At 68.9% G+C, this 18,613-nt stretch carries 16 protein-coding genes; 15 read left to right on the plus strand and 1 reads right to left on the minus strand.

Annotated elements, in window-relative coordinates; all coding sequences use genetic code 11:
• The first annotated feature begins 8 nt into the window (after positions 1-8).
• The 3 genes from WFH44_RS16625 to WFH44_RS16635 all read left to right on the plus strand — a co-directional run bounded on the left by WFH44_RS16625 (position 9) and on the right by WFH44_RS16635 (position 2,840).
• On the plus strand, positions 9-683 hold the full coding sequence (locus tag WFH44_RS16625; RefSeq protein ID WP_262104925.1) for an ATP-dependent Clp protease proteolytic subunit: 675 nt from the start codon (positions 9-11) through the stop codon (positions 681-683).
• A 192-nt stretch (positions 684-875) separates the two neighbouring features.
• The gene (clpX, locus tag WFH44_RS16630) at positions 876-2,168 is read left to right on the plus strand and encodes an ATP-dependent Clp protease ATP-binding subunit ClpX (RefSeq protein WP_336715072.1); all 1,293 of its coding nucleotides are present in this window, start codon (positions 876-878) and stop codon (positions 2,166-2,168) included.
• Positions 2,169-2,219: 51 nt separating this feature from the next.
• Positions 2,220-2,840: a mycothiol-dependent nitroreductase Rv2466c family protein gene (locus tag WFH44_RS16635; protein ID WP_336715074.1), complete on the plus strand. Its 621-nt coding sequence runs from the start codon at positions 2,220-2,222 to the stop codon at positions 2,838-2,840.
• A 306-nt stretch (positions 2,841-3,146) separates the two neighbouring features.
• Here WFH44_RS16635 and valS read toward each other — a convergent pair whose 3' ends face one another.
• Complete coding sequence (valS, locus tag WFH44_RS16640) at positions 3,147-5,768, minus strand: valine--tRNA ligase (protein WP_336715077.1); 2,622 nt, start codon at positions 5,766-5,768, stop codon at positions 3,147-3,149.
• Positions 5,769-5,863: 95 nt separating this feature from the next.
• On the opposite strand from valS, the gene WFH44_RS16645 reads away from it, so the two are divergent.
• The 12 genes from WFH44_RS16645 to WFH44_RS16700 all read left to right on the plus strand — a co-directional run bounded on the left by WFH44_RS16645 (position 5,864) and on the right by WFH44_RS16700 (position 18,430).
• Positions 5,864-6,232, plus strand: coding sequence for a DUF488 domain-containing protein (locus WFH44_RS16645; RefSeq protein ID WP_336715080.1), 369 nt, complete (start codon positions 5,864-5,866; stop codon positions 6,230-6,232).
• Between the two features lie 145 nt (positions 6,233-6,377).
• Positions 6,378-7,127, plus strand: coding sequence for an SDR family oxidoreductase (locus WFH44_RS16650; RefSeq protein ID WP_336715221.1), 750 nt, complete (start codon positions 6,378-6,380; stop codon positions 7,125-7,127).
• Between the two features lie 12 nt (positions 7,128-7,139).
• On the plus strand, positions 7,140-7,841 hold the full coding sequence (locus WFH44_RS16655) for a sirohydrochlorin chelatase (protein WP_336715082.1): 702 nt from the start codon (positions 7,140-7,142) through the stop codon (positions 7,839-7,841).
• 99 nt (positions 7,842-7,940) lie between these two features.
• Positions 7,941-9,668, plus strand: coding sequence for a nitrite/sulfite reductase (locus WFH44_RS16660; RefSeq protein ID WP_336715084.1), 1,728 nt, complete (start codon positions 7,941-7,943; stop codon positions 9,666-9,668).
• Between the two features lie 8 nt (positions 9,669-9,676).
• On the plus strand, positions 9,677-10,393 hold the full coding sequence (locus WFH44_RS16665) for a phosphoadenylyl-sulfate reductase (RefSeq protein WP_442892927.1): 717 nt from the start codon (positions 9,677-9,679) through the stop codon (positions 10,391-10,393).
• A gap of 51 nt (positions 10,394-10,444) precedes the next feature.
• A complete protein-coding gene (gene cysD, locus WFH44_RS16670) occupies positions 10,445-11,380 on the plus strand; it encodes a sulfate adenylyltransferase subunit CysD (RefSeq protein ID WP_336715090.1) in 936 nt (311 codons plus the stop codon).
• Positions 11,380-12,720 (plus strand): sulfate adenylyltransferase subunit 1, encoded by a 1,341-nt coding sequence (locus WFH44_RS16675; protein WP_336715092.1) that lies wholly within the window; start codon positions 11,380-11,382, stop codon positions 12,718-12,720. Before cysD ends, WFH44_RS16675 begins: the two co-directional genes overlap by 1 nt.
• A complete protein-coding gene (locus WFH44_RS16680; RefSeq protein WP_336715094.1) occupies positions 12,717-13,895 on the plus strand; it encodes an ABC transporter substrate-binding protein in 1,179 nt (392 codons plus the stop codon). Before WFH44_RS16675 ends, WFH44_RS16680 begins: the two co-directional genes overlap by 4 nt.
• A gap of 13 nt (positions 13,896-13,908) precedes the next feature.
• Positions 13,909-14,634: an ABC transporter ATP-binding protein gene (locus WFH44_RS16685; protein ID WP_336715095.1), complete on the plus strand. Its 726-nt coding sequence runs from the start codon at positions 13,909-13,911 to the stop codon at positions 14,632-14,634.
• Entirely contained in the window at positions 14,624-15,598 is a 975-nt protein-coding gene (locus WFH44_RS16690) for an ABC transporter permease (RefSeq protein ID WP_336715096.1), read from the plus strand. Before WFH44_RS16685 ends, WFH44_RS16690 begins: the two co-directional genes overlap by 11 nt.
• Complete coding sequence (gene cobA / locus WFH44_RS16695) at positions 15,595-16,860, plus strand: uroporphyrinogen-III C-methyltransferase (protein ID WP_336715098.1); 1,266 nt, start codon at positions 15,595-15,597, stop codon at positions 16,858-16,860. The genes WFH44_RS16690 and cobA overlap by 4 nt, the downstream gene beginning before the upstream one ends.
• Before the next feature lie 64 nt (positions 16,861-16,924).
• On the plus strand, positions 16,925-18,430 hold the full coding sequence (locus tag WFH44_RS16700; protein ID WP_336715100.1) for an FAD-dependent oxidoreductase: 1,506 nt from the start codon (positions 16,925-16,927) through the stop codon (positions 18,428-18,430).
• The last annotated feature ends 183 nt before the right edge of the window (positions 18,431-18,613 follow it).

Below are 18,613 nucleotides of genomic sequence, written 5' to 3' on the forward strand. Positions count from 1 at the left end.
GCATGAACATGACCCCCAACTTCGCAGCCGCAGCCGGCGGCTACGCCGGCAACCTTCCCACCAGCCGCTACGTACTGCCCCAGTTCGAGGAGCGGACGCCCTACGGCTTCAAGCGCCAGGATCCGTACACCAAGCTGTTCGAGGACCGCATCATCTTCCTGGGCGTCCAGGTGGACGATGCCTCGGCCGACGACATCATGGCCCAGCTGCTGGTGCTCGAGTCGACGGACCCGGACAGGGACATCACCCTGTACATCAATTCGCCCGGCGGCTCGTTCACGGCGATGACCGCGATCTACGACACGATGCAGTACATCCGTCCGGAGATCCAGACGGTCTGCCTCGGCCAGGCGGCCAGCGCGGCGGCTGTGCTGCTCGCGGCCGGCACCCCCGGCAAGCGGCTCGCACTGCCGAACGCCCGCGTGCTGATCCACCAGCCGGCGTTGGGCGGGGGAGAGCGGGGCCAGGCTTCCGACCTGGAGATCCAGGCCGCCGAGGTCATGCGTATGCGTACCTGGCTGGAGGACACCCTGGCGCTGCACAGCGGCAAGACCTCCGCCGAGATCAACCAGGACATCGAGCGGGACAAGATCCTGACCGCCGAAGACGCCCTGTCCTACGGCCTCATCGACCAGGTGCTTGATTCCCGCAAGATCAACAAGCCGGCGATCAACAAAGCTTAGCTCTTGTGTGCAGCCAGCCTGATGGCCCGCGGTGCGTAACATCGCCCCGCGGGCCATCGGGTTACTGAAACTGTCAGTGAAGTGATTTAGAGTGGAAGCTAGTCAGCAGCCTCCACCGCTCGTATCGGGTATCCATCGAGGATGTCCCGGGGGTTGACCATCTCCAGTAGGACCAGGTAAAGGGGACCGAATATGGCTCGCATTGGCGAGAGCGCTGATCTGCTCAAGTGCTCTTTCTGCGGCAAAAGCCAGAAGCAAGTCCGGAAACTGATTGCCGGCCCCGGCGTCTACATCTGCGACGAATGCATCGAACTCTGCAACGAGATCATTGAGGAAGAACTGTCCGAGGTCGCGGACCTCGGCTCGTTCGAGCTTCCGAAGCCTCGGGAGATCTTCGATTTCCTGCAGGAGTATGTCATCGGGCAGGAACCGGCCAAGCGTGCCCTGGCCGTCGCGGTCTACAACCACTACAAGCGCATCCAGTCCGGCCACGCCCCGAAGGGCTCCGCGAACCTCTCCGACGCCAGCCCGCTGGAAGACGTCGAGGTGGCCAAGTCCAACATCCTGCTGATCGGTCCTACGGGCTGCGGCAAGACCTACCTGGCGCAGACCCTGGCCCGGCGCCTGAACGTTCCGTTCGCGGTCGCGGACGCGACCGCCCTGACGGAAGCCGGCTATGTCGGCGAGGATGTGGAGAACATCCTGCTCAAGCTGATCCAGGCGGCCGACTACGACGTGAAGAAGGCCGAACAGGGCATCATCTACATCGACGAGATCGACAAAATCTCGCGCAAGAGCGAAAACCCGTCGATCACCCGGGATGTCTCCGGGGAGGGCGTTCAGCAGGCGCTGCTGAAGATCCTCGAAGGCACCGTTGCGTCGGTTCCGCCGCAGGGCGGGCGCAAGCATCCGCACCAGGAGTTCATCCAGATCGACACGACGAACGTCCTGTTCATCGTGGCCGGAGCCTTTGCCGGGCTGGAGGAAATCATCGGGTCCCGCGCGGGCCGCAAGGGAATCGGCTTCGGGGCTCCGCTCAGCGACGCCAGCAAGGATAAGGACTCCTACGGCGAAGTCATGCCGGAGGACCTGCTCAAGTTCGGCCTGATCCCCGAGTTCATCGGCCGGCTTCCTGTCATCACGACGGTCTCCAACCTGGACCGCCAGGCACTGATCCAGATCCTGACGGAACCGAAGAACGCGCTGATCAAGCAGTACCAGAAGATGTTCCACCTGGATGGCGTCGAGCTCTCCTTCGAAACGGATGCCCTCGAAGCCGTGGCGGACCTGGCCCTGGAACGGGGGACGGGAGCCCGCGGCCTGCGCGCCATCATCGAAGAAGCCCTGCTTCCCGTCATGTTCGACCTCCCGAGCCGGGACGACATCGCGTCCGTGGTCATCACCGCTGACGTGGTGACCAGCAAGGGAGCGCCTACCTTGATCTCGCATGACGTGGTTGCCAAACGCAGGAACAAGTCCGCCTAGCCTGGCACCAGGCAGGAATACAAACACTCACCGCACCCGAGGAGTTCCACCATGTCCGCAAGCACCGACGTCTCGACCGTTGACTTCTGGTTCGACCCGGCCTGCCCGTTTGCGTGGATCACGTCCCGCTGGATCCTGGAGGTCGAGCAGGTACGCGACATCAAGGTCGAGTGGCACGTGATGAGCCTGGCGGTGCTGAATGACGGCCGGGACGAGCTGCCGGACAACTACAAGGAATTCCTGAAGTCGGCTTGGGGTCCCGTCCGCATGATCATCGCGGCGCGTGAGCTGCACGGCAACGAGTACGTCAAGAAGCTCTACGACGCGATGGGCACACGCACCCACAATGAAGGCAACAAGGACACCTCGGCCGTCATCGCGGCGGCTTTGGAAGAAGCCGGCCTGCCGGCCGGGCTGGCCGACTACGCCACCTCGACGGAGTACGACGAGCAGCTGCGGGCCAGTCACGAAGAGGGCATTTCGCTCGTGGGCGATGAGGTCGGCACGCCGGTCGTCTCGTTCAACGGCACGGCCTTCTTCGGGCCGGTGCTGACCAGGATCCCCCGTGGCGAGGACGCCGGCCGGATCTTCGACGGGGCCGTCGCCCTCGCCGGGTTCCCGTACTTCTACGAAATCAAGCGGTCGCGTACCACAAGCCCCGAGTTCGACTAGGACTGACGCCGGGCTGCCGGCACGCCGTAAAAAAATCCTTCCAAAAAGTCGGGAAACCTATGGCGTGTCGGCTTGCATGAGAGTATAAATATCTATACGCATCCCCCAAAAGATGCGGGAACGAACACCAAAGATCCAGAGACTAGTTATACGGACCAAGTTCCGTTAACAGCCAGTCCGTGACGGGACTCGGAAGACCTGGAAATCCAAGGAGCTCGGGAGATTCCAAACGTCACTAGGAGTCATAGAGTCGAAGCCCCACCAACGGCTAAACGCTGATGGGGCTTCCCCTATTTAACCGGTCCCTTAGGCGGGTGCCTCCGCCGGTGCCAGATCGACACCGGTCACGGCCAGCTCGCCGTCGGCCTCGACGATCTTGAGTTCGCGGGCGTTGCCCGCTGCCTTGAGGTCTCCCAGGCCGGCCTCAAGCTGGCCGACCTGCAGGGCCGAACCGCTGATGATCGCGGTCAGGACCTCGGTCCGCTGCTTTACCTTGGCCTCCGACTTCGCCTTGCGGATTCCGCCGAGCGCCTGGCCCACCGTGCCGAGCAGGCCCTTGTCCGCGGCAGCCGCGATCGAAGCCAGGGCGCCGGTGGCCGGCCATTCCGCGCGGTGCACCGACCCGGCACGCCACCAGCTCCACACTTCTTCCGTCGCGAAGGGCAGGAAGGGGGCGAACAGGCGCAGCAACGCGTCGAGGGTGGTTGCCAGCGTCGCCAGCACCGAGCCCTGCTCCGCGTCGCCCGCCGCACCGTAGGCCCGGTCCTTGACCAGCTCCACGTAGTCGTCCGTGAAGGACCAGAAGAACGACTCGGTGATTTGCAGCGCGCGTGCGTAGTCGTAGTTATCGAAGGCAGCGGTGGCCTGGTCGATGACGTCGGCCAGCTGGCCGAGCAGCGACTTGTCCAGCGGGTTCGTCACGGTGGTGGCGTCGTCGGTGATGACCGAAGCTTCCGTGGCACCGAGATTCAGGACGAACTTTGAGGCATTCAGCAGCTTGATGGCGAGGCGGCGGCCGATCTTCATCTGAGCGATCTCGTACGCGGTGTCCGCGCCCAGCCGGGCCGAGGCCGCCCAGTAGCGGACCGCGTCCGCGCCGAACTGCTCCAGCACGTCGGTGGGAACCACCACGTTGCCCTTGGACTTGGACATCTTCTTCCGGTCCGGATCCAGGATCCAGCCGGAGATCGCCGCGTGCCGCCACGGGGCGCAGGACTGAAGGGCATCGCCCCGGACCACGGTCGAGAAGAGCCAGGTCCGGATGATGTCATGGCCCTGGGGCCGCAGGTCGAACGGGAAGACCTTGCCGAAGAACTCTTCGTCGCGGCTCCAGCGTCCGATGATCTGCGGCGTGAGCGACGAAGTCGCCCAGGTGTCCAGGACGTCGGCGTCGCCCGTGAAGCCGCCGGGGACATCGCGCTGGTCTTCGCTGTAGCCCGGGGCCGCTTCCGCGGCCGGGTCCACCGGCAGCATCTCGTCGGCGGGCAGCACCGGGTGGTCGTAGTCCGGGTTGCCGGCCTCATTCAGCGGGTACCAGACCGGAATCGGCACACCGAAGAACCGCTGGCGGGAGACGAGCCAGTCGCCGTTGAGCCCCTCGATCCAGTTCTCGTAGCGGGAGCGCATGAAGGCCGGGTGGAAATCGATATCGCGGCCGCGTCCGATCAGCCGTTCCCGGCGGTCGGCATCCCGCCCGCCGTTGCGGATGTACCACTGGCGGGAGGTCACGACCTCGAGGGGCTTGTCGCCCTTTTCGTAGAAGTTGACCGGGTGGGTCATCTTCTTCGGCTCGCCGTCCAGTTCTCCGGCGGCCTGCAGCAGTTCGACGACCTTCTCCTTGGCGGAGAACACCGTCTTGCCCGCCAGCTCGGCGTAGTTCGCCTTGCCTTCCTCGGACGTGATCCATTCCGGAGCGTCCGGGGCGATGCGTCCGTCGCGGCCCACGATGGCCCGGGTCGGCAGCTGCAGCTCGCGCCACCAGGTGACGTCCGTCAGGTCGCCGAAGGTGCAGACCATGGCGATGCCGGCGCCCTTGTCCGGCTTTGCGAGCGGATGAGCCTTGACTTCAACCTCGACGCCGAAGAGCGGGGAAGTCACTGTGGTGCCGAAGAGCTTCTGGTAGCGCTCGTCGTCCGGGTGCGCCACCAGCGCGACACAGGCCGGCAGCAGCTCCGGGCGGGTGGTCTCGATGTGGACGGCCTCGCCGTCGTGGGTCTTGAAGGCGTAACGGTAGTAGGCCCCGGGCATCTCGCGGTCTTCGAGCTCCGCCTGTGCGACCGCGGTCCGGTAGGTCACGTCCCACAGCGTCGGCGCTTCGGCCATGTAGGCGTCCCCGGCAGTCAGGTTGGCCAGGAAGGCCCGCTGCGACACAGCGCGGGATACGTCGTCGATGGTCCGGTAGGTCAGGTCCCAGTCCACCGACAGGCCCAGCGTGCTGAACAGGTTCTCGAAGACCTTCTCGTCCTCGACGGCCAGCTGCTCGCACAGCTCAATGAAGTTCCGGCGGGACACGACATCGAAATCCCGCTGGTTCTTCGCCGGCTTGGCCGGCGGCTGGTAGTCCGCGTCGTAGGGGATGGCCGGATCGCAGCGCACGCCGTAGAAGTTCTGGACGCGGCGCTCGGTCGGCAGGCCGTTGTCGTCCCAGCCCATCGGGTAGAAGACGTTCTTGCCGCGCATGCGCTGGTACCGGGCAAGCACGTCGGTCTGCGTGTAGGAGAACATGTGCCCCACGTGCAGCGAGCCCGAGGCCGTCGGCGGGGGAGTGTCGATCGAGTAGACGTCGCTGCGGACCGTGTCCGGGTTGAACGCGTAGGTCCCTTCCTCGCGCCAGCGGCGGGACAGGACAGCCTCGAGGCCTTCGAGGGCCGGCTTGTCGGGGACGTTAACGGAAACGGGCGTGTCTGCGCCCGGGGTATGTTCTGCCATGCTGGCCATTGTTTCATGCCGGACGGGGAATGTTGATTCGTACGACGGCGGTGCAGCACCTACCTGCCCCGCGCGGCCTCGCGTAGCATGCGGCTATGGTGAACGTTCAGATCAAGCGGGTCTACGAACCGGCCGGCGACGAGGACGGCTACCGGGTCCTGGTGGACCGGATCTGGCCGCGCGGAATCACGAAGGACGACGCCCGCCTGGACCTCTGGCTGAAGGAAGCCGGCACGTCCGCCGGATTGCGCAGGGAGTTCAGCCACAGACCCGAGAAGTTCCAGGCCTTCGCGGCGGCCTACCGCCGGGAACTGGAGGGGACGGAGGCGCTGGAACGGCTGGTGGAGCTCGCCCGGGAACAGCCGAAGCTCTGCCTGCTGTACGGAGCCAAGGACGAGACACACAACCAGGCCGTCGTGCTGCGCGAGCTGATCCTGGAAGGACTCGGCGGGAGCGAGCGCTGACCCTCGGCGCCGGCTGCCGCGATGGGAGCGAACGACGCCGGTTGGACGCCGGGCGCTACTGCACGGAGCCGGCGCGATGAGCATGGCAGCGCCGCGCCGCGATGGCACCGTCGGAGGCATCCTGCCGGGCCGCTACGCTAGGGGCATGACCAAGCGCGCAGTAGTAACAGGAGCAAGTTCGGGAATCGGGGCGGCCTCGGTGCGTGCCCTGTGCAAGAGCGGCTGGGACGTTGTTGCCGTGGCGCGCCGCGAAGAGAAGCTGGCCGAGCTGGCGGCCGAGACCGGCGCCGTCGTTATGGCCGCGGATATCACCGACGCCGCCGCAGTGGAACGTCTGGCCCGCGACGTACTGGCCGGCGGCGGGATCGATGCCCTGGTGAACGTGGCCGGCGGAGCCTTCGGCGTGGACACGATCGCCGACGCCAATTTCGCCGACTGGGAAAAGATGTACAGCGTCAACGTGCTCGGCACGCTGCGGATGATCCGGGCCTTCCTCCCGGCACTGCGGGAAAACGGCGAAGGGTCGGTCCTGCTGCTGACCTCGACCGCCGGACTCGTCGCCTACGAGGGCGGCGGCGGTTACGTGGCGGCCAAGTTCGCCGAGCACTCGATGGCCAACACGCTCCGGTTGGAGGAGGCCGAGCACAATGTGCGGGTGATCGAGATCGCCCCGGGGCTGGTCCATACCGAGGAATTCTCGCTCAACCGCCTCGGCGGTGACCAGGCGGCGGCGGACAACGTCTACACGGGGGTGGAGAAGCCGCTGCTCGCCGAGGACATTGCCGACGTCGTGGCCTATTCGCTGAACCTGCCGCACCACGTGAACCTGGACCAGATCGTGATCCGCCCCGTGGCGCAGGCGGCCGCGCACAAGCTGATCCGTTCGGCGCGGTAGGCGGGCCTGCAAGTGCCGCTGCACGTAGTGGCCTGCGCCCACGGGACGGACGATCCTGCCGGCCGGCTGCTGATCGACGGGCTCCGCGCAGGGTTGGCGTCCGAGGCGGGACGCCGCGGGCTGGACGTCCTTGTCCACGAGGCGTACGTCGATGTCCAGCAGCCCGCCCTCGACGGTGTTGTCGCCGCACTCCCGCCGGGGGAACCCGCCGTCGTCGTTCCGCTGCTGCTGTCCACCGGGTTCCACACCCAGGTCGATATCCGCACGGCCGTGGACTCGCGTCCCGGGACAGCGGCCGCCGCGGCCATTGGACCGGACCGCAGGCTGGCGGCAGTGCTGGCCGAGCGGCTTGCCGCCGCGGACCTCGCGGAGGGGGACTGCGTCGTGCTGGCCTCGGCAGGCACCCGGGTGGAGCGCGGCACGGCGGAGGTGGAGCAGATGGCCGGGTGGCTGTCCGAGGAGATCGGCAGGCCGGTGGCGCTTGGCTTCGGCGCGGCCGCCGAACCTCGGATCGGCGCTGCGGTCGAGGCCGCCCGCTCCGAGCCGGGTTGCCGGAGGGTGCTGATTGCCTCCTACCTCCTCGCGCCGGGGCATTTCCATTCGGTGCTGGGCCGCGCCGGAGCGGACGCTGTCACCGCCCCGCTGCTGCCGTCCCCCACCGTTGCGGAATGTGTCGTCGACCGGCTGTTCGAGGCGCTTAACATGACGCGGTAAGTCGTCATTCATTGCCCCTCATTGCGACGTATTGAGCGCCACGACGCCGCATGAGGAAACAGTTGAAGGGCCTGGATTGCCGCCCCTACGGTGGCTGCCATGACTCAGGCAATCGAGACACAGGCGGACCCGCAAACGGCCCCGCAAACCAGACGACGCCCGTCCGCCAAGCCCCACGGCCAGTGGAACGTCGACGGAAAAGCCCCGCTGAACCACAACGAGGAATTCAAGCAGCGGGACAACGGCCTGAATGTGCGCGAGCGCATCGAGACGGTCTACGCGGTCGAGGGCTTTGACTCGATTCCGTCGGACGACCTCCACGGCAGGTTCCGCTGGTGGGGCCTGTACACGCAGCGGAAGCCGGGGATCGATGGCGGCAAGACGGCCACCCTCGAGCCGCATGAGCTTGAGGACCGCTACTTCATGCTGCGCGTGCGGATCGACGGCGGAGCGCTGACCACCGAGCAGCTGCGCGTCATCGGCGGCATCTCCGTTGAGTTCGCCCGCGGCACGGCCGATGTCACCGACCGGCAGAACATCCAGCTGCACTGGATCGACGTCGCCGACGTGCCGGAGATCTGGCGGCGCCTCGAATCCGTCGGGCTCTCCACGACCGAAGCCTGCGGCGACGTCCCGCGCGTGATCCTCGGATCGCCGGTTGCCGGCATCGCGAAAGACGAGATCATCGATCCAACGCCGGTCATCCGCGAAATTTCCGCCAGGTTCATCGGCGACCCGGAGCTGGCCAACCTGCCGCGGAAGTTCAAGTCCGCCATCACGGGGCACCCGTCGCAGGACGTCGTGCACGAGATCAACGACATCTCCCTGGTGGGCGTGGTCCACCCCGAACTGGGCCCGGGGTATGACCTGTGGGTCGGCGGGGGACTCTCGACCAGCGCGCGCCTCGCCGAACGCCTGGGAGCCTTCGTCACTGAGGAGCGGGCGGCAGAAGTCTGGCATGCCGTGGTGCGGATCTTCCGGGACTACGGCTACCGCCGGCTGCGGAACAAGGCCCGGCTGAAGTACCTGATGAACGACTGGGGACCGGAGAAATTCCGCGCGGTCCTGCAGGACGAGTACCTGGGGTATGAGCTGCCCGACGGGCCGGCGCCTTCGCGGGCCAGCTCGCCCGGGGACCATGTCGGGGTCCATGAGCAGAACGACGGCAACTTCTATATCGGCGCCGCACCAGTTGTAGGCCGCGTCAACGGCACCGTGCTGACGGAGCTGGCGGACCTTCTGGAGCGCAACGGGTCCCGCCGCCTGCGCACCACGCCGCACCAGAAGATCGTCGCACTGGATATCGCGCCCGGGAAGGTGGACGCCGTCGTCGAGGGCCTGGAAGCGCTGGGATTGAGCAGCGCGCCGTCGCTGTTCCGCCGTTCGACCATCGCCTGCACCGGCCTGGAGTTCTGCAAGCTCGCCATTGTCGACACTAAGGACACGGCCGAGCGGACGGTCGCCGGCCTCGAGGAGAGCCTGGCCGACATCTCGGAGCGGCTGCCGGAACAGCTGAGCCTGCACATCAACGGCTGCCCGAATTCCTGCGCCCGGATCCAGACGGCGGACATCGGCCTGAAGGGACAGCTGCTGCCGGACGCGGACGGAGGCCAGACACCGGGTTTCCAGGTGCACCTCGGCGGGGGACTCGCTTCCAGTGACAGGGAAGAGGCGGGCCTGGGCCGCACAGTGCGCGGGCTGAAGGTGACCGCTGACGGGCTGGTGGGCTACGTGGACCGCGTCGTGCGCCGCTACGACGAACAGCACGCAGAGGGCGAGACCTTCGCCGAGTGGGCACACCGCGCGGACGAGGAGTTCCTGAAGTGAGCGGCGGCATCTCGACGGTCCGCACGCCTGCCGAAACCGAGGGACTGCGCCGGTTGGCGGCCGCGGGCGCTGAGGAACTGGGCTTCGACGCACCGGCAGAAGACGTCGTGGCCTGGGTGCGGCGGAATTTCGCGCCCGGGGACGCCGCCGTCGCGTGTTCCATGGCGGACGCCGTGCTGCCCCATCTGGTGGCGGCCCAGCTTCCGGGCGTCGATGTCCTGTTCCTGGAAACGGGTTACCACTTCGCCGAAACCGTGGCCACCCGGGACGAGGTAGCCCGCAGGATCGACGTCAACGTGGTGGACGTGCTTCCGGAGCAGACCCTCGCCGAGCAGGAGGCAACGCACGGACCGGACCTGTTCGCGCGCGACCCGGCCCTATGCTGCCGGCTGCGGAAGATGGACCCCCTCGCCACTGCGCTCGCAGGCTACCGGGTCTGGTTCACCGGAGTCCGCCGCGACGAGGCGCCGACCCGCACCAACACGCCGCTGGTGGGCTGGGACGAGGCCCACGGGCTGGTCAAGGTGAACCCGGTGGCGGCGTGGAGCTTCGAGGAACTGACCGGCTACGCGTCACGCCACGCCGTGCCGCTCAACCTGCTGCTGCAGCACGGCTACCCGTCCATCGGCTGCCGCCCGTGCACGCGGCCCGTCGCCCCCGGCGAAGATCCCCGCGCCGGGCGCTGGGCAGGCCTGGCCAAAACCGAGTGCGGCATCCATTCCTGACCTTCGCCCAACCATCTGTGCCTTCCCTTCCCCGACACACAAGGACCCGCGATGACCCTGATCCATTCCTACGACGCGCCGGCCCCGGCCCCCGAGCGGCTCGGCGTCCTGGACACGCTCGAGGCCGAATCAATCCACATCATCCGCGAAGTGGTGGCGGAATTCGAGCGGCCCGCGATGTTGTTCTCCGGCGGCAAGGACTCCGTGGTCATGCTGCACCTGGCAGCCAAGGCGTTCTGGCCGGGGCGCGTGCCGTTTCCGGTCCTGCACGTGGACACCGGGCACAATTTCCCCGAAGTCCTGGCCTTCCGGGACCGGACAGTGGAGCGCCTGGGCCTGCGGCTCGTCGTGGGCTCCGTGCAGGAATACATCGACCGAGGGGAGCTGAAGGAACGGGCCGACGGCACCCGGAACCCGCTGCAGACTGCGCCGCTGCTCGACACCATCGCCGGGCACCGCTTCGATGCCGTCTTCGGCGGCGGCCGGCGCGACGAGGACAAGGCCCGTGCCAAGGAGCGCATCCTGAGCTTGCGCGATGAGTTCGGCCAGTGGGATCCGCGCAACCAGCGCCCGGAGCTGTGGAACCTGTACAACGGCCGCCATGCCGCGGGCCAGCACGTCCGCGCCTTCCCGATCAGCAACTGGACCGAACTGGACATCTGGCGCTACATCGCCCGCGAGCGCATCGAACTGCCGCCGATCTACTACGCCCACCCGCGCGAGGTCTTCCGCCGTGACGGGATGTGGCGGGCCGTCGGGGAATTCTCCCGGCCGGGCCCGGAGGAGGACGTGTCCGTCCGGACGGTCCGCTACCGCACCGTCGGAGACATGTCCTGCACCGGCGCCGTCCTCTCCGAGGCGGCAACCGTCGAGGACGTGGTGCTCGAAGTCGCCGCGTCCACCCTCACCGAGCGCGGGGCTACCCGCGCCGACGACCGCATTTCCGAGGCGGCGATGGAAGACCGCAAGAAGGATGGGTATTTCTAATGACCGAGGAACTTTTGGAACGACCGGCCCTGGCCACCGGTACGCTCTTCCGCTTCGCCACCGCGGGCTCCGTAGATGACGGCAAGTCCACTTTGGTGGGCCGGCTGCTGCACGACTCGAAGGCGATCCTGGCCGACCAGCTGGAATCCGTCGCCCGCACCTCGGCCGAGCGCGGCTTCGGCGGCGAGGGCGGACTCGACCTTGCGCTGCTGACCGACGGCCTGAGGGCCGAACGCGAGCAGGGCATCACCATCGACGTCGCCTACCGCTACTTCGCCACCGGCCGGCGCACCTTTATCCTCGCCGACTGCCCCGGGCATGTGCAGTACACGCGCAACACCGTCACCGGCGCCTCGACGGCCGACGCCGTGGTGGTCCTCGTCGATGCCCGCAAGGGTGTCCTCGAGCAGACCCGCCGGCACCTGAGCGTGATCGCGCTGCTGCGCGTGCCGCACGTCGTCGTCGCCGTGAACAAGATCGATCTCGTGGGCTACTCCGAAGAGGCCTTCGCGCGCATCGAGGCCGACGTCCGCCGGGTGGCCGCGGACCTCGGCCTGACCGGCGCGGTAAGCATCCCGGTGTCCGCCTTGGACGGCGACAACGTGGTGGAGCGTTCGGAGCGCACACCCTGGTACGGCGGGCCGACGCTGCTTGAGCTGCTGGAGTCCCTTCCGGGCACCGATGACGAGGACGACGCCGTTGCCTCCTTCCGCTTCCCGGTCCAGCTGGTGCTGCGGCCGCAGGGGGCGCTGGCGCCCGGGCTCGACCCGGACGCGTTCCGGGATTACCGCGCCTATGCCGGCCAGGTCGTCGCCGGCACCGTGCGGGTGGGCGATGCCGTCTCGGTCCTGGCTCCTGGGCATCCGCCGCGGACCACGACGGTTGTGGGGATAGACGCCGCGGGCACCGAACTGCGGGAGGCCTCTTCCCCGCAGTCGGTGGCGCTGCGCCTGGCCGGCGAATTCGATGTCGCCCGCGGGGACCTGATTGCCGCCGAGGACAGCGCCCCGGCCGCTTCGGCGGACCTGCCGGCCTCTGTGTGCTGGCTGGCGCAGCAGCCGCTGCGGGCGGGCTCCAAGGTCCTGGTCAAGCACGGCACCGCCACCGTGCGTGCCCGGGTCGAGGCCATCGAGGGCCGGCTCGACCTTGAGGCACTGCAGGCCGGGCCCGCCGAGGAGTTGGGACTAAACGACATCGGACACGTGGCGCTGCGGCTGTCCGCCCCGCTCCCGCTCGAACCGTACGCTGTCCATCGGCGGACGGGGGCCTTCCTGTTGATCGATCCGCAGGACGGAACTACCCTGGCGGCCGGGATGATCACCAGGGGCGGTGCCCGATGAGCCAGGACCGGCATACCCCTAAGACCGTCCGAATCACGGCGGCCGGTTCGAAACCCCGGCGGCGGCGCGGCTGGGACATCGCGGTGGCACTGCTGTTCTGCGCGGCCATCGCCGGCTCCGGCGCCGCTGCCCTCTCTGCGGCGGGCAACGGTGCCGGCGAGCGCGCGGACAGCGCGGCCTCGTCCGCGGCCGAACTGCGGCTGGGCTATTTCGGCAACGTCACGCACGCCCCGGCACTGGTCGGCGTCCGGCAGGGCTTGCTCGCCGACGCTCTGGAGCAGGGGACCGGCACTACCCTGAGCACGCAGGTGTTCAACGCCGGCCCCGCCGCAATCGAGGCCCTCAACGCCGGGGCCATCGACGCCGCGTACCTGGGGCCCAACCCGGCCATCAATTCCTTCGTCCAGAGCCGCGGCGAATCCGTGGCAGTCATCGCCGGGGCCACCTCAGGCGGTGCGCAGCTGGTGGTCCGGCCCGGGATCCGGGACGCGGCGCAGCTCAAGGGCAAGGTGCTGGCCACCCCGCAGCTCGGCGGTACCCAGGACGTGGCCCTGCGCTCCTACCTGGCATCCCACGGCCTGGCCGCCACCCCGGACGGCGGCGGGGACGTGACCATCAACCCGACCGAGAACGCCCAGACCCTGAAGCTGTTCCAGGACGGGAAGCTGGACGGCGCCTGGCTGCCCGAACCATGGGCCTCCCGCCTGGTGCTCCAGGCCGGTGCCGACGTCCTCGTCGACGAGGCGGACCTGTGGGACGGAACGCTGGCGGGGAAGCCCGGCCAGTTCACCACCACCGTGCTGGTCGTCAGCCGGAAGTACGCCGCGGATCATCCCGGGACGGTCGAGGCGCTCCTGCGGGGCCACGTCGCAGCCATTGACTGGCTCAATGCGGCCGCCCCGGCGGAAAGAGCCGAGGCCGTCAACGCTGGCCTCAAGGAGGCAGCGGGGGCGGAACTGCCACGCGACGTCATCGACCGCGCACTGCGCAACATCGCATTCACGCCCGACCCGCTGGCCGGGACGTTCCCTCGGCTGCTCGAAGACGGCGTGGAGTCCGGTCTCACCAAACCGGCGGACCTGACGGGCCTGTTCGACCTCCGGGCCCTGAACCGGGTGCTCGCGGAGGAACCCGGGCATTCACGCATCGGCGCCGCGAAGCTGGGCACAGAGTGAGGCGGGCGGCGCAATGACGGTAGTGCTGGAAAACCTCGGCAAGCGCTTCGGCGGCGGGCCGGCCGTGCTCGAGGGCGTGGATGCCCGGTTCGGGCAGGGGGAGTTCGTCGCCCTGCTCGGTGCCTCCGGCTGCGGCAAGTCGACACTGCTCAACATCATCGCGGGCCTGGAGCTTCCCAGCTCCGGCGCCCTGGAGGTTCCCGCGGAGGGCGCGGCCTTCATGTTCCAGGATCCCGCCCTGTTTCCGTGGCTCACGGCCCGGGGCAACGTGGAGCTGGCGCTGAAGCTGCGCGGTGTGGGCAAGGCGGCCCGGCACCGGCGCGCCACGGAGCTGCTGGAACTGGTCCGTCTGGGCGAGGCCGCCGGGAAGCGGCCGCACGAGCTGTCCGGCGGGATGCGCCAGCGCGTCGCCCTCGCCCGGGCGCTGAGCCAGGATCGGCAGCTGCTGCTCATGGACGAGCCGTTTGCGGCCCTCGACGCCATCACCCGGGACCTGCTCCACGAGGAGCTGGAACGGATCTGGCGGGAGACCGGCCGGACCATCGTCTTCGTCACGCACAACGTGCGGGAGGCCGTCCGGCTGGGCCAGCGTGTCCTGCTGCTCTCCTCCCGTCCCGGCCGGGTGGTCCGGGAATGGGCGGTGCCGGCGGAAGCGCGAACCGAAACCGCCTGCGCGGCGGCCGTGGCCGCTGAAGTCACCGCACGCCTGAGGGAAGAGATCCGACGCCATGCCGCGTAATGCAACCAACCTCGAACCGCGCCCGCTGGCGCCCGAGGGAGCGCAGGCGGCAGCGCCCGCTCCCGCATCAGCCCCGGGCGTTCCGCCGACGGAACAGCCCTCGCCACCGGCAGGAGACGAGCTCCGCGCCGTCGAGGCCGGGCTGGACACCCTGCAGTCCGGGGGAACGTCCCCGCAGAGGGACTGGAGCCGGATCCTGCTGCCGCTTGCCGCCGTCGTTGTTCTCCTCCTGGTGTGGCAGCTCCTGGTCTCGATGGACCTTAAGCGCCGCGACCTGGTTCCCGGCCCGCTGGACGTCTTCGCGTCCCTCGGCCGGCTGTGGACCGAGGGACTGGTGCAGGAGTCCGTGGGCACATCGCTCCAGCGCGGGCTGGCCGGCTTCCTGGTCTCGGTCGCCGTCGGCACCCCGCTGGGCCTGTTGCTCGGCCAGGTCGCCGTGGTGCGCCGCGCCTTCGGGCCGCTGGTCTCCGGCCTGCAGGTCCTTCCCTCGGTGGCGTGGGTGCCCGCGGCCATCATCTGGTTCGGTTTGACCGATGCCACGGCCTATTTTGTGGTGCTGATGGGCGCGATCCCCTCGATCGTGAACGGCTTGGTGGCGGGCATGGACCAGGTCCCGCCGCAGTACCGCAGCGTGGCGCGGGTGCTGGGTGCCTCGCGGCTGGAAACGGCGCTGCAGGTAGTCCTGCCGGGCGCGCTGCCCGGCTACGTCGCCGGCCTGAAGCAGGGCTGGGCCTTCTCCTGGCGCTCGCTGATGGCCGCGGAGATCATCGCCGTCGGCGGCACCATGGGCTACGGCCTGGGTTCCCTGCTGGACCAGGGCCGGACCCTGTCCGACATGGGAATCGTGATGAGCGCGGTCCTGGTGATATTGGCTGTCGGCATCCTGGTGGAGCTGCTGGTCTTCGGCCCCGTGGAGCGGCGGCTGCTCAAGCGCCGCGGCCTTTTGGAAGGAAGTACACGATGAACGGACTGGATCTCTACCCGGTATCGCTCCGGCTGCTCGGCAAGCCGGTGCTGCTGGTGGGCGGGGGCCGGGTCGCCGGCCGGCGCGTCCGGGCGCTGCTGGACGCCGGCGCCGCGGTTACCGTCGTCGCCCCGGACGCGGGCAACGACGTCGGACGCCTGGCCGAGGCGGGGCTGCTCACCTGGGTGCGCCGCGGCTACGCGCCGGAAGACCTCGACGGCGTGTGGCTCGCCCAGACCGCGACCGGGATTCCGGGACTGGACCGGCAGGTGGCGGCAGACGCCGAAGAACGCCGGATCTGGTGCGTCAACGCGTCCGACGCCGAGGCCTCCGCCGCCTGGACGCCGGCGGTCGGCCGCGCGGACGACATCACCGTCGGGGTCAATGCCGGCGGCGATCCGCGGCGGGCCAAGGCACTCAAGGACGCGATCATGCTCGCGCTCCGGACGGGGCGGCTGCCCCTGCGCCGCCGGCGCCCGGCGGACACCCGCCCTGGCCGCGTGGCGCTGGTCGGCGGCGGTCCCGGCGACGCGGGCCTGATCACGGTGCGCGGTCGGCAGCTGCTCGCCGAGGCGGACGTGGTCGTCGCGGACCGGCTGGGTCCCCGGGACCTGCTCGCGGAACTGGAAGAGGGCGTCCGTGTCATCGAAGTCGGCAAGGCGCCGGGCAACCACCTGGCCGGCCAGGACGAGATCAACACGATCCTGGTCCGCGAGGCGCGGGCCGGCCGGCTGGTCGTCCGGCTCAAGGGCGGCGATCCGTACGTCCTCGGCCGGGGCGGCGAGGAGGCCCGCTTCTGCCGGGAGCACGGCGTGGACGTCGAGGTCGTTCCCGGGGTCACCAGCGCCATCTCCGTCCCCGCGGCCGCCGGGATCCCGGTCACGCACCGGGGCGCGGCGGCCGGCTTCAGCGTCGCCACCGGCCACGAGGAACTGGCCGAGCTGCCGGCGCGGGCGGACCACACCCTCGTCCTGCTGATGGGAGTGCGGCGCCTGCCCCGGATCGCGGCCGCGCTGCGCTCGCGCGGACTGGGCCCGGAAACGCCCGTCGCCATCGTCGAGCGCGGCTGGCTGCCGAACCAGCGCGTGACTATCGGCACCCTGGACAGCATCGCGGCGCAAGCGGCGCGCGTCGGAGTGGAGAATCCGGCAGTGATCGTCGTGGGGGACGTGGTGCGGCTGAGTCCGTACGCGCCCGCAGAGCTGGCCGGCGAGCCGGCAGGACAGCCGGCCGAACCCCCGGTCGGCGCGGCTGCGCGCTGATACCCCCGGCGTCCCGCCGGACCCACACTTTTGACCAACAGCGGAAGGCACAAGGAGTACCCGCATGAGTGAAGACACCATCGATAACAACAACAACGTCCCCGGACGCCTGCGCATCGCCGTGGTGGGGGCCGGCCCGGCCGGAGTCTACGCGGCCGACCTGCTGACCAAGAGCGAGGCGGCGGTCTCCGGCGGGCTCAGCCTGAGCATCGACCTGTTCGACCGCTACCCCGCACCCTACGGCCTGATCCGCTACGGCGTGGCCCCGGACCATCCGCGGATCAAGGGCATCGTCACCGCGCTGCACAAGGTGCTGGACCGCGGGGACATCCGCTTCTTCGGGAACGTGGACTACGGTACCGACCTCGACCTGGAGGACCTGCGCCGCCACTACGACGCCGTCATCTTCGCGACCGGCGCCGTCCAGGACGCCGACCTGAACATCCCCGGGGTCGAGCTGGACGGATCGTTCGGCGCCGCGGACTTCGTCTCCTGGTACGACGGGCACCCCGATGTGCCGCGCGAATGGCCGCTGTCCGCGAAAGAGGTCGCCGTGATCGGCAACGGCAACGTGGCGCTCGACGTCGCCCGCGTCCTGTCGAAGCACGCCGCGGAACTGCTTCCCACCGAGATCCCGGACAACGTCCACGCCGGGCTAAAGGCATCGCCGGTCACCGACGTGCACGTGTTCGGCCGGCGCGGACCGGCCCAGGTCAAGTTCACGCCGCTGGAGCTGCGCGAGCTCTCGCACAGCCACGACGTGGACATCGTGCTGTACCCGGAGGACTTCGAGTTCGACGAGGCCTCGGACGAGGCCATCCGTTCCAACAACCAGACCAAGACCATGGTGGCCACGCTGACCAACTGGCTGGTGGAGCAGGAGGACCGGGAAGAACGGCAGGAACAGGAAGGGACCCGCGGTGCCTCGCGCCGCCTCCACCTGCACTTCCTGCACACCCCGGTGGAGATCCTCGGTGGCGAGTCCGACCCCGGCTCCGTGGCGGCGATCAGGTTCGAACGCAATGAGCTGGACGGTACCGGAAACGTCCGCGGCACGGGCGAGACTGTCGACTACCCGGTGCAGGCCGTCTACCGGGCCATCGGCTACTTCGGTTCGGCGCTGCCCGGTCTCGAATACGACGGCCGCCGCGGCGTCATCCCGAACGAGGAAGGCAGGGTGCTCGATGCCGGCGGCCGGCCCGTGCCCGGTCTCTACGCCACCGGCTGGATCAAGCGCGGGCCCGTGGGGCTGATCGGGCACACGAAGGGGGACGCCCTGGAGACGATCACCCATCTCCTCGCCGACCGGGACGGGCTCCAGGCGGCGCCGCTGCCGGAGGAGGAGGAAATCGTCCGGCTGCTGGAGGCCCGCGGCATCGAATACACCACCTGGGAGGGCTGGCTCGAGCTCGATGCCCGGGAGCGCGAACTCGGCGCCGCCGCCGGCCTGGTGGAGACCTCCCGTGGTCCCGTGCCCCGGGAGCGGATCAAGGTGGTCCCGCGGGAGCAGATGGTCGCCGCGTCGCGGCCTGCCCGGAGCACCGCGCTCGCCGCCGACGGCGTCCGGTAGCACCGGGATGGCCGGGTGATCGCCGGGTTTTCGCCATTGCCCCAGGCTGGCCTAAACTGGGGAGTAGCAGCGTTGACCCGGCCATCACCGGCGAGCTTCCGGAAGAACGGCGCAAGCCCAGTAGAACCGGACGGGTAAGCCCGTCACAGCAGCGAATGAGTGGCAGCCACGGCGCACGGAGAT

It is taken from the genome of Arthrobacter sp. USHLN218, assembly GCF_037144715.1.
Taxonomy (GTDB): domain Bacteria; phylum Actinomycetota; class Actinomycetes; order Actinomycetales; family Micrococcaceae; genus Crystallibacter.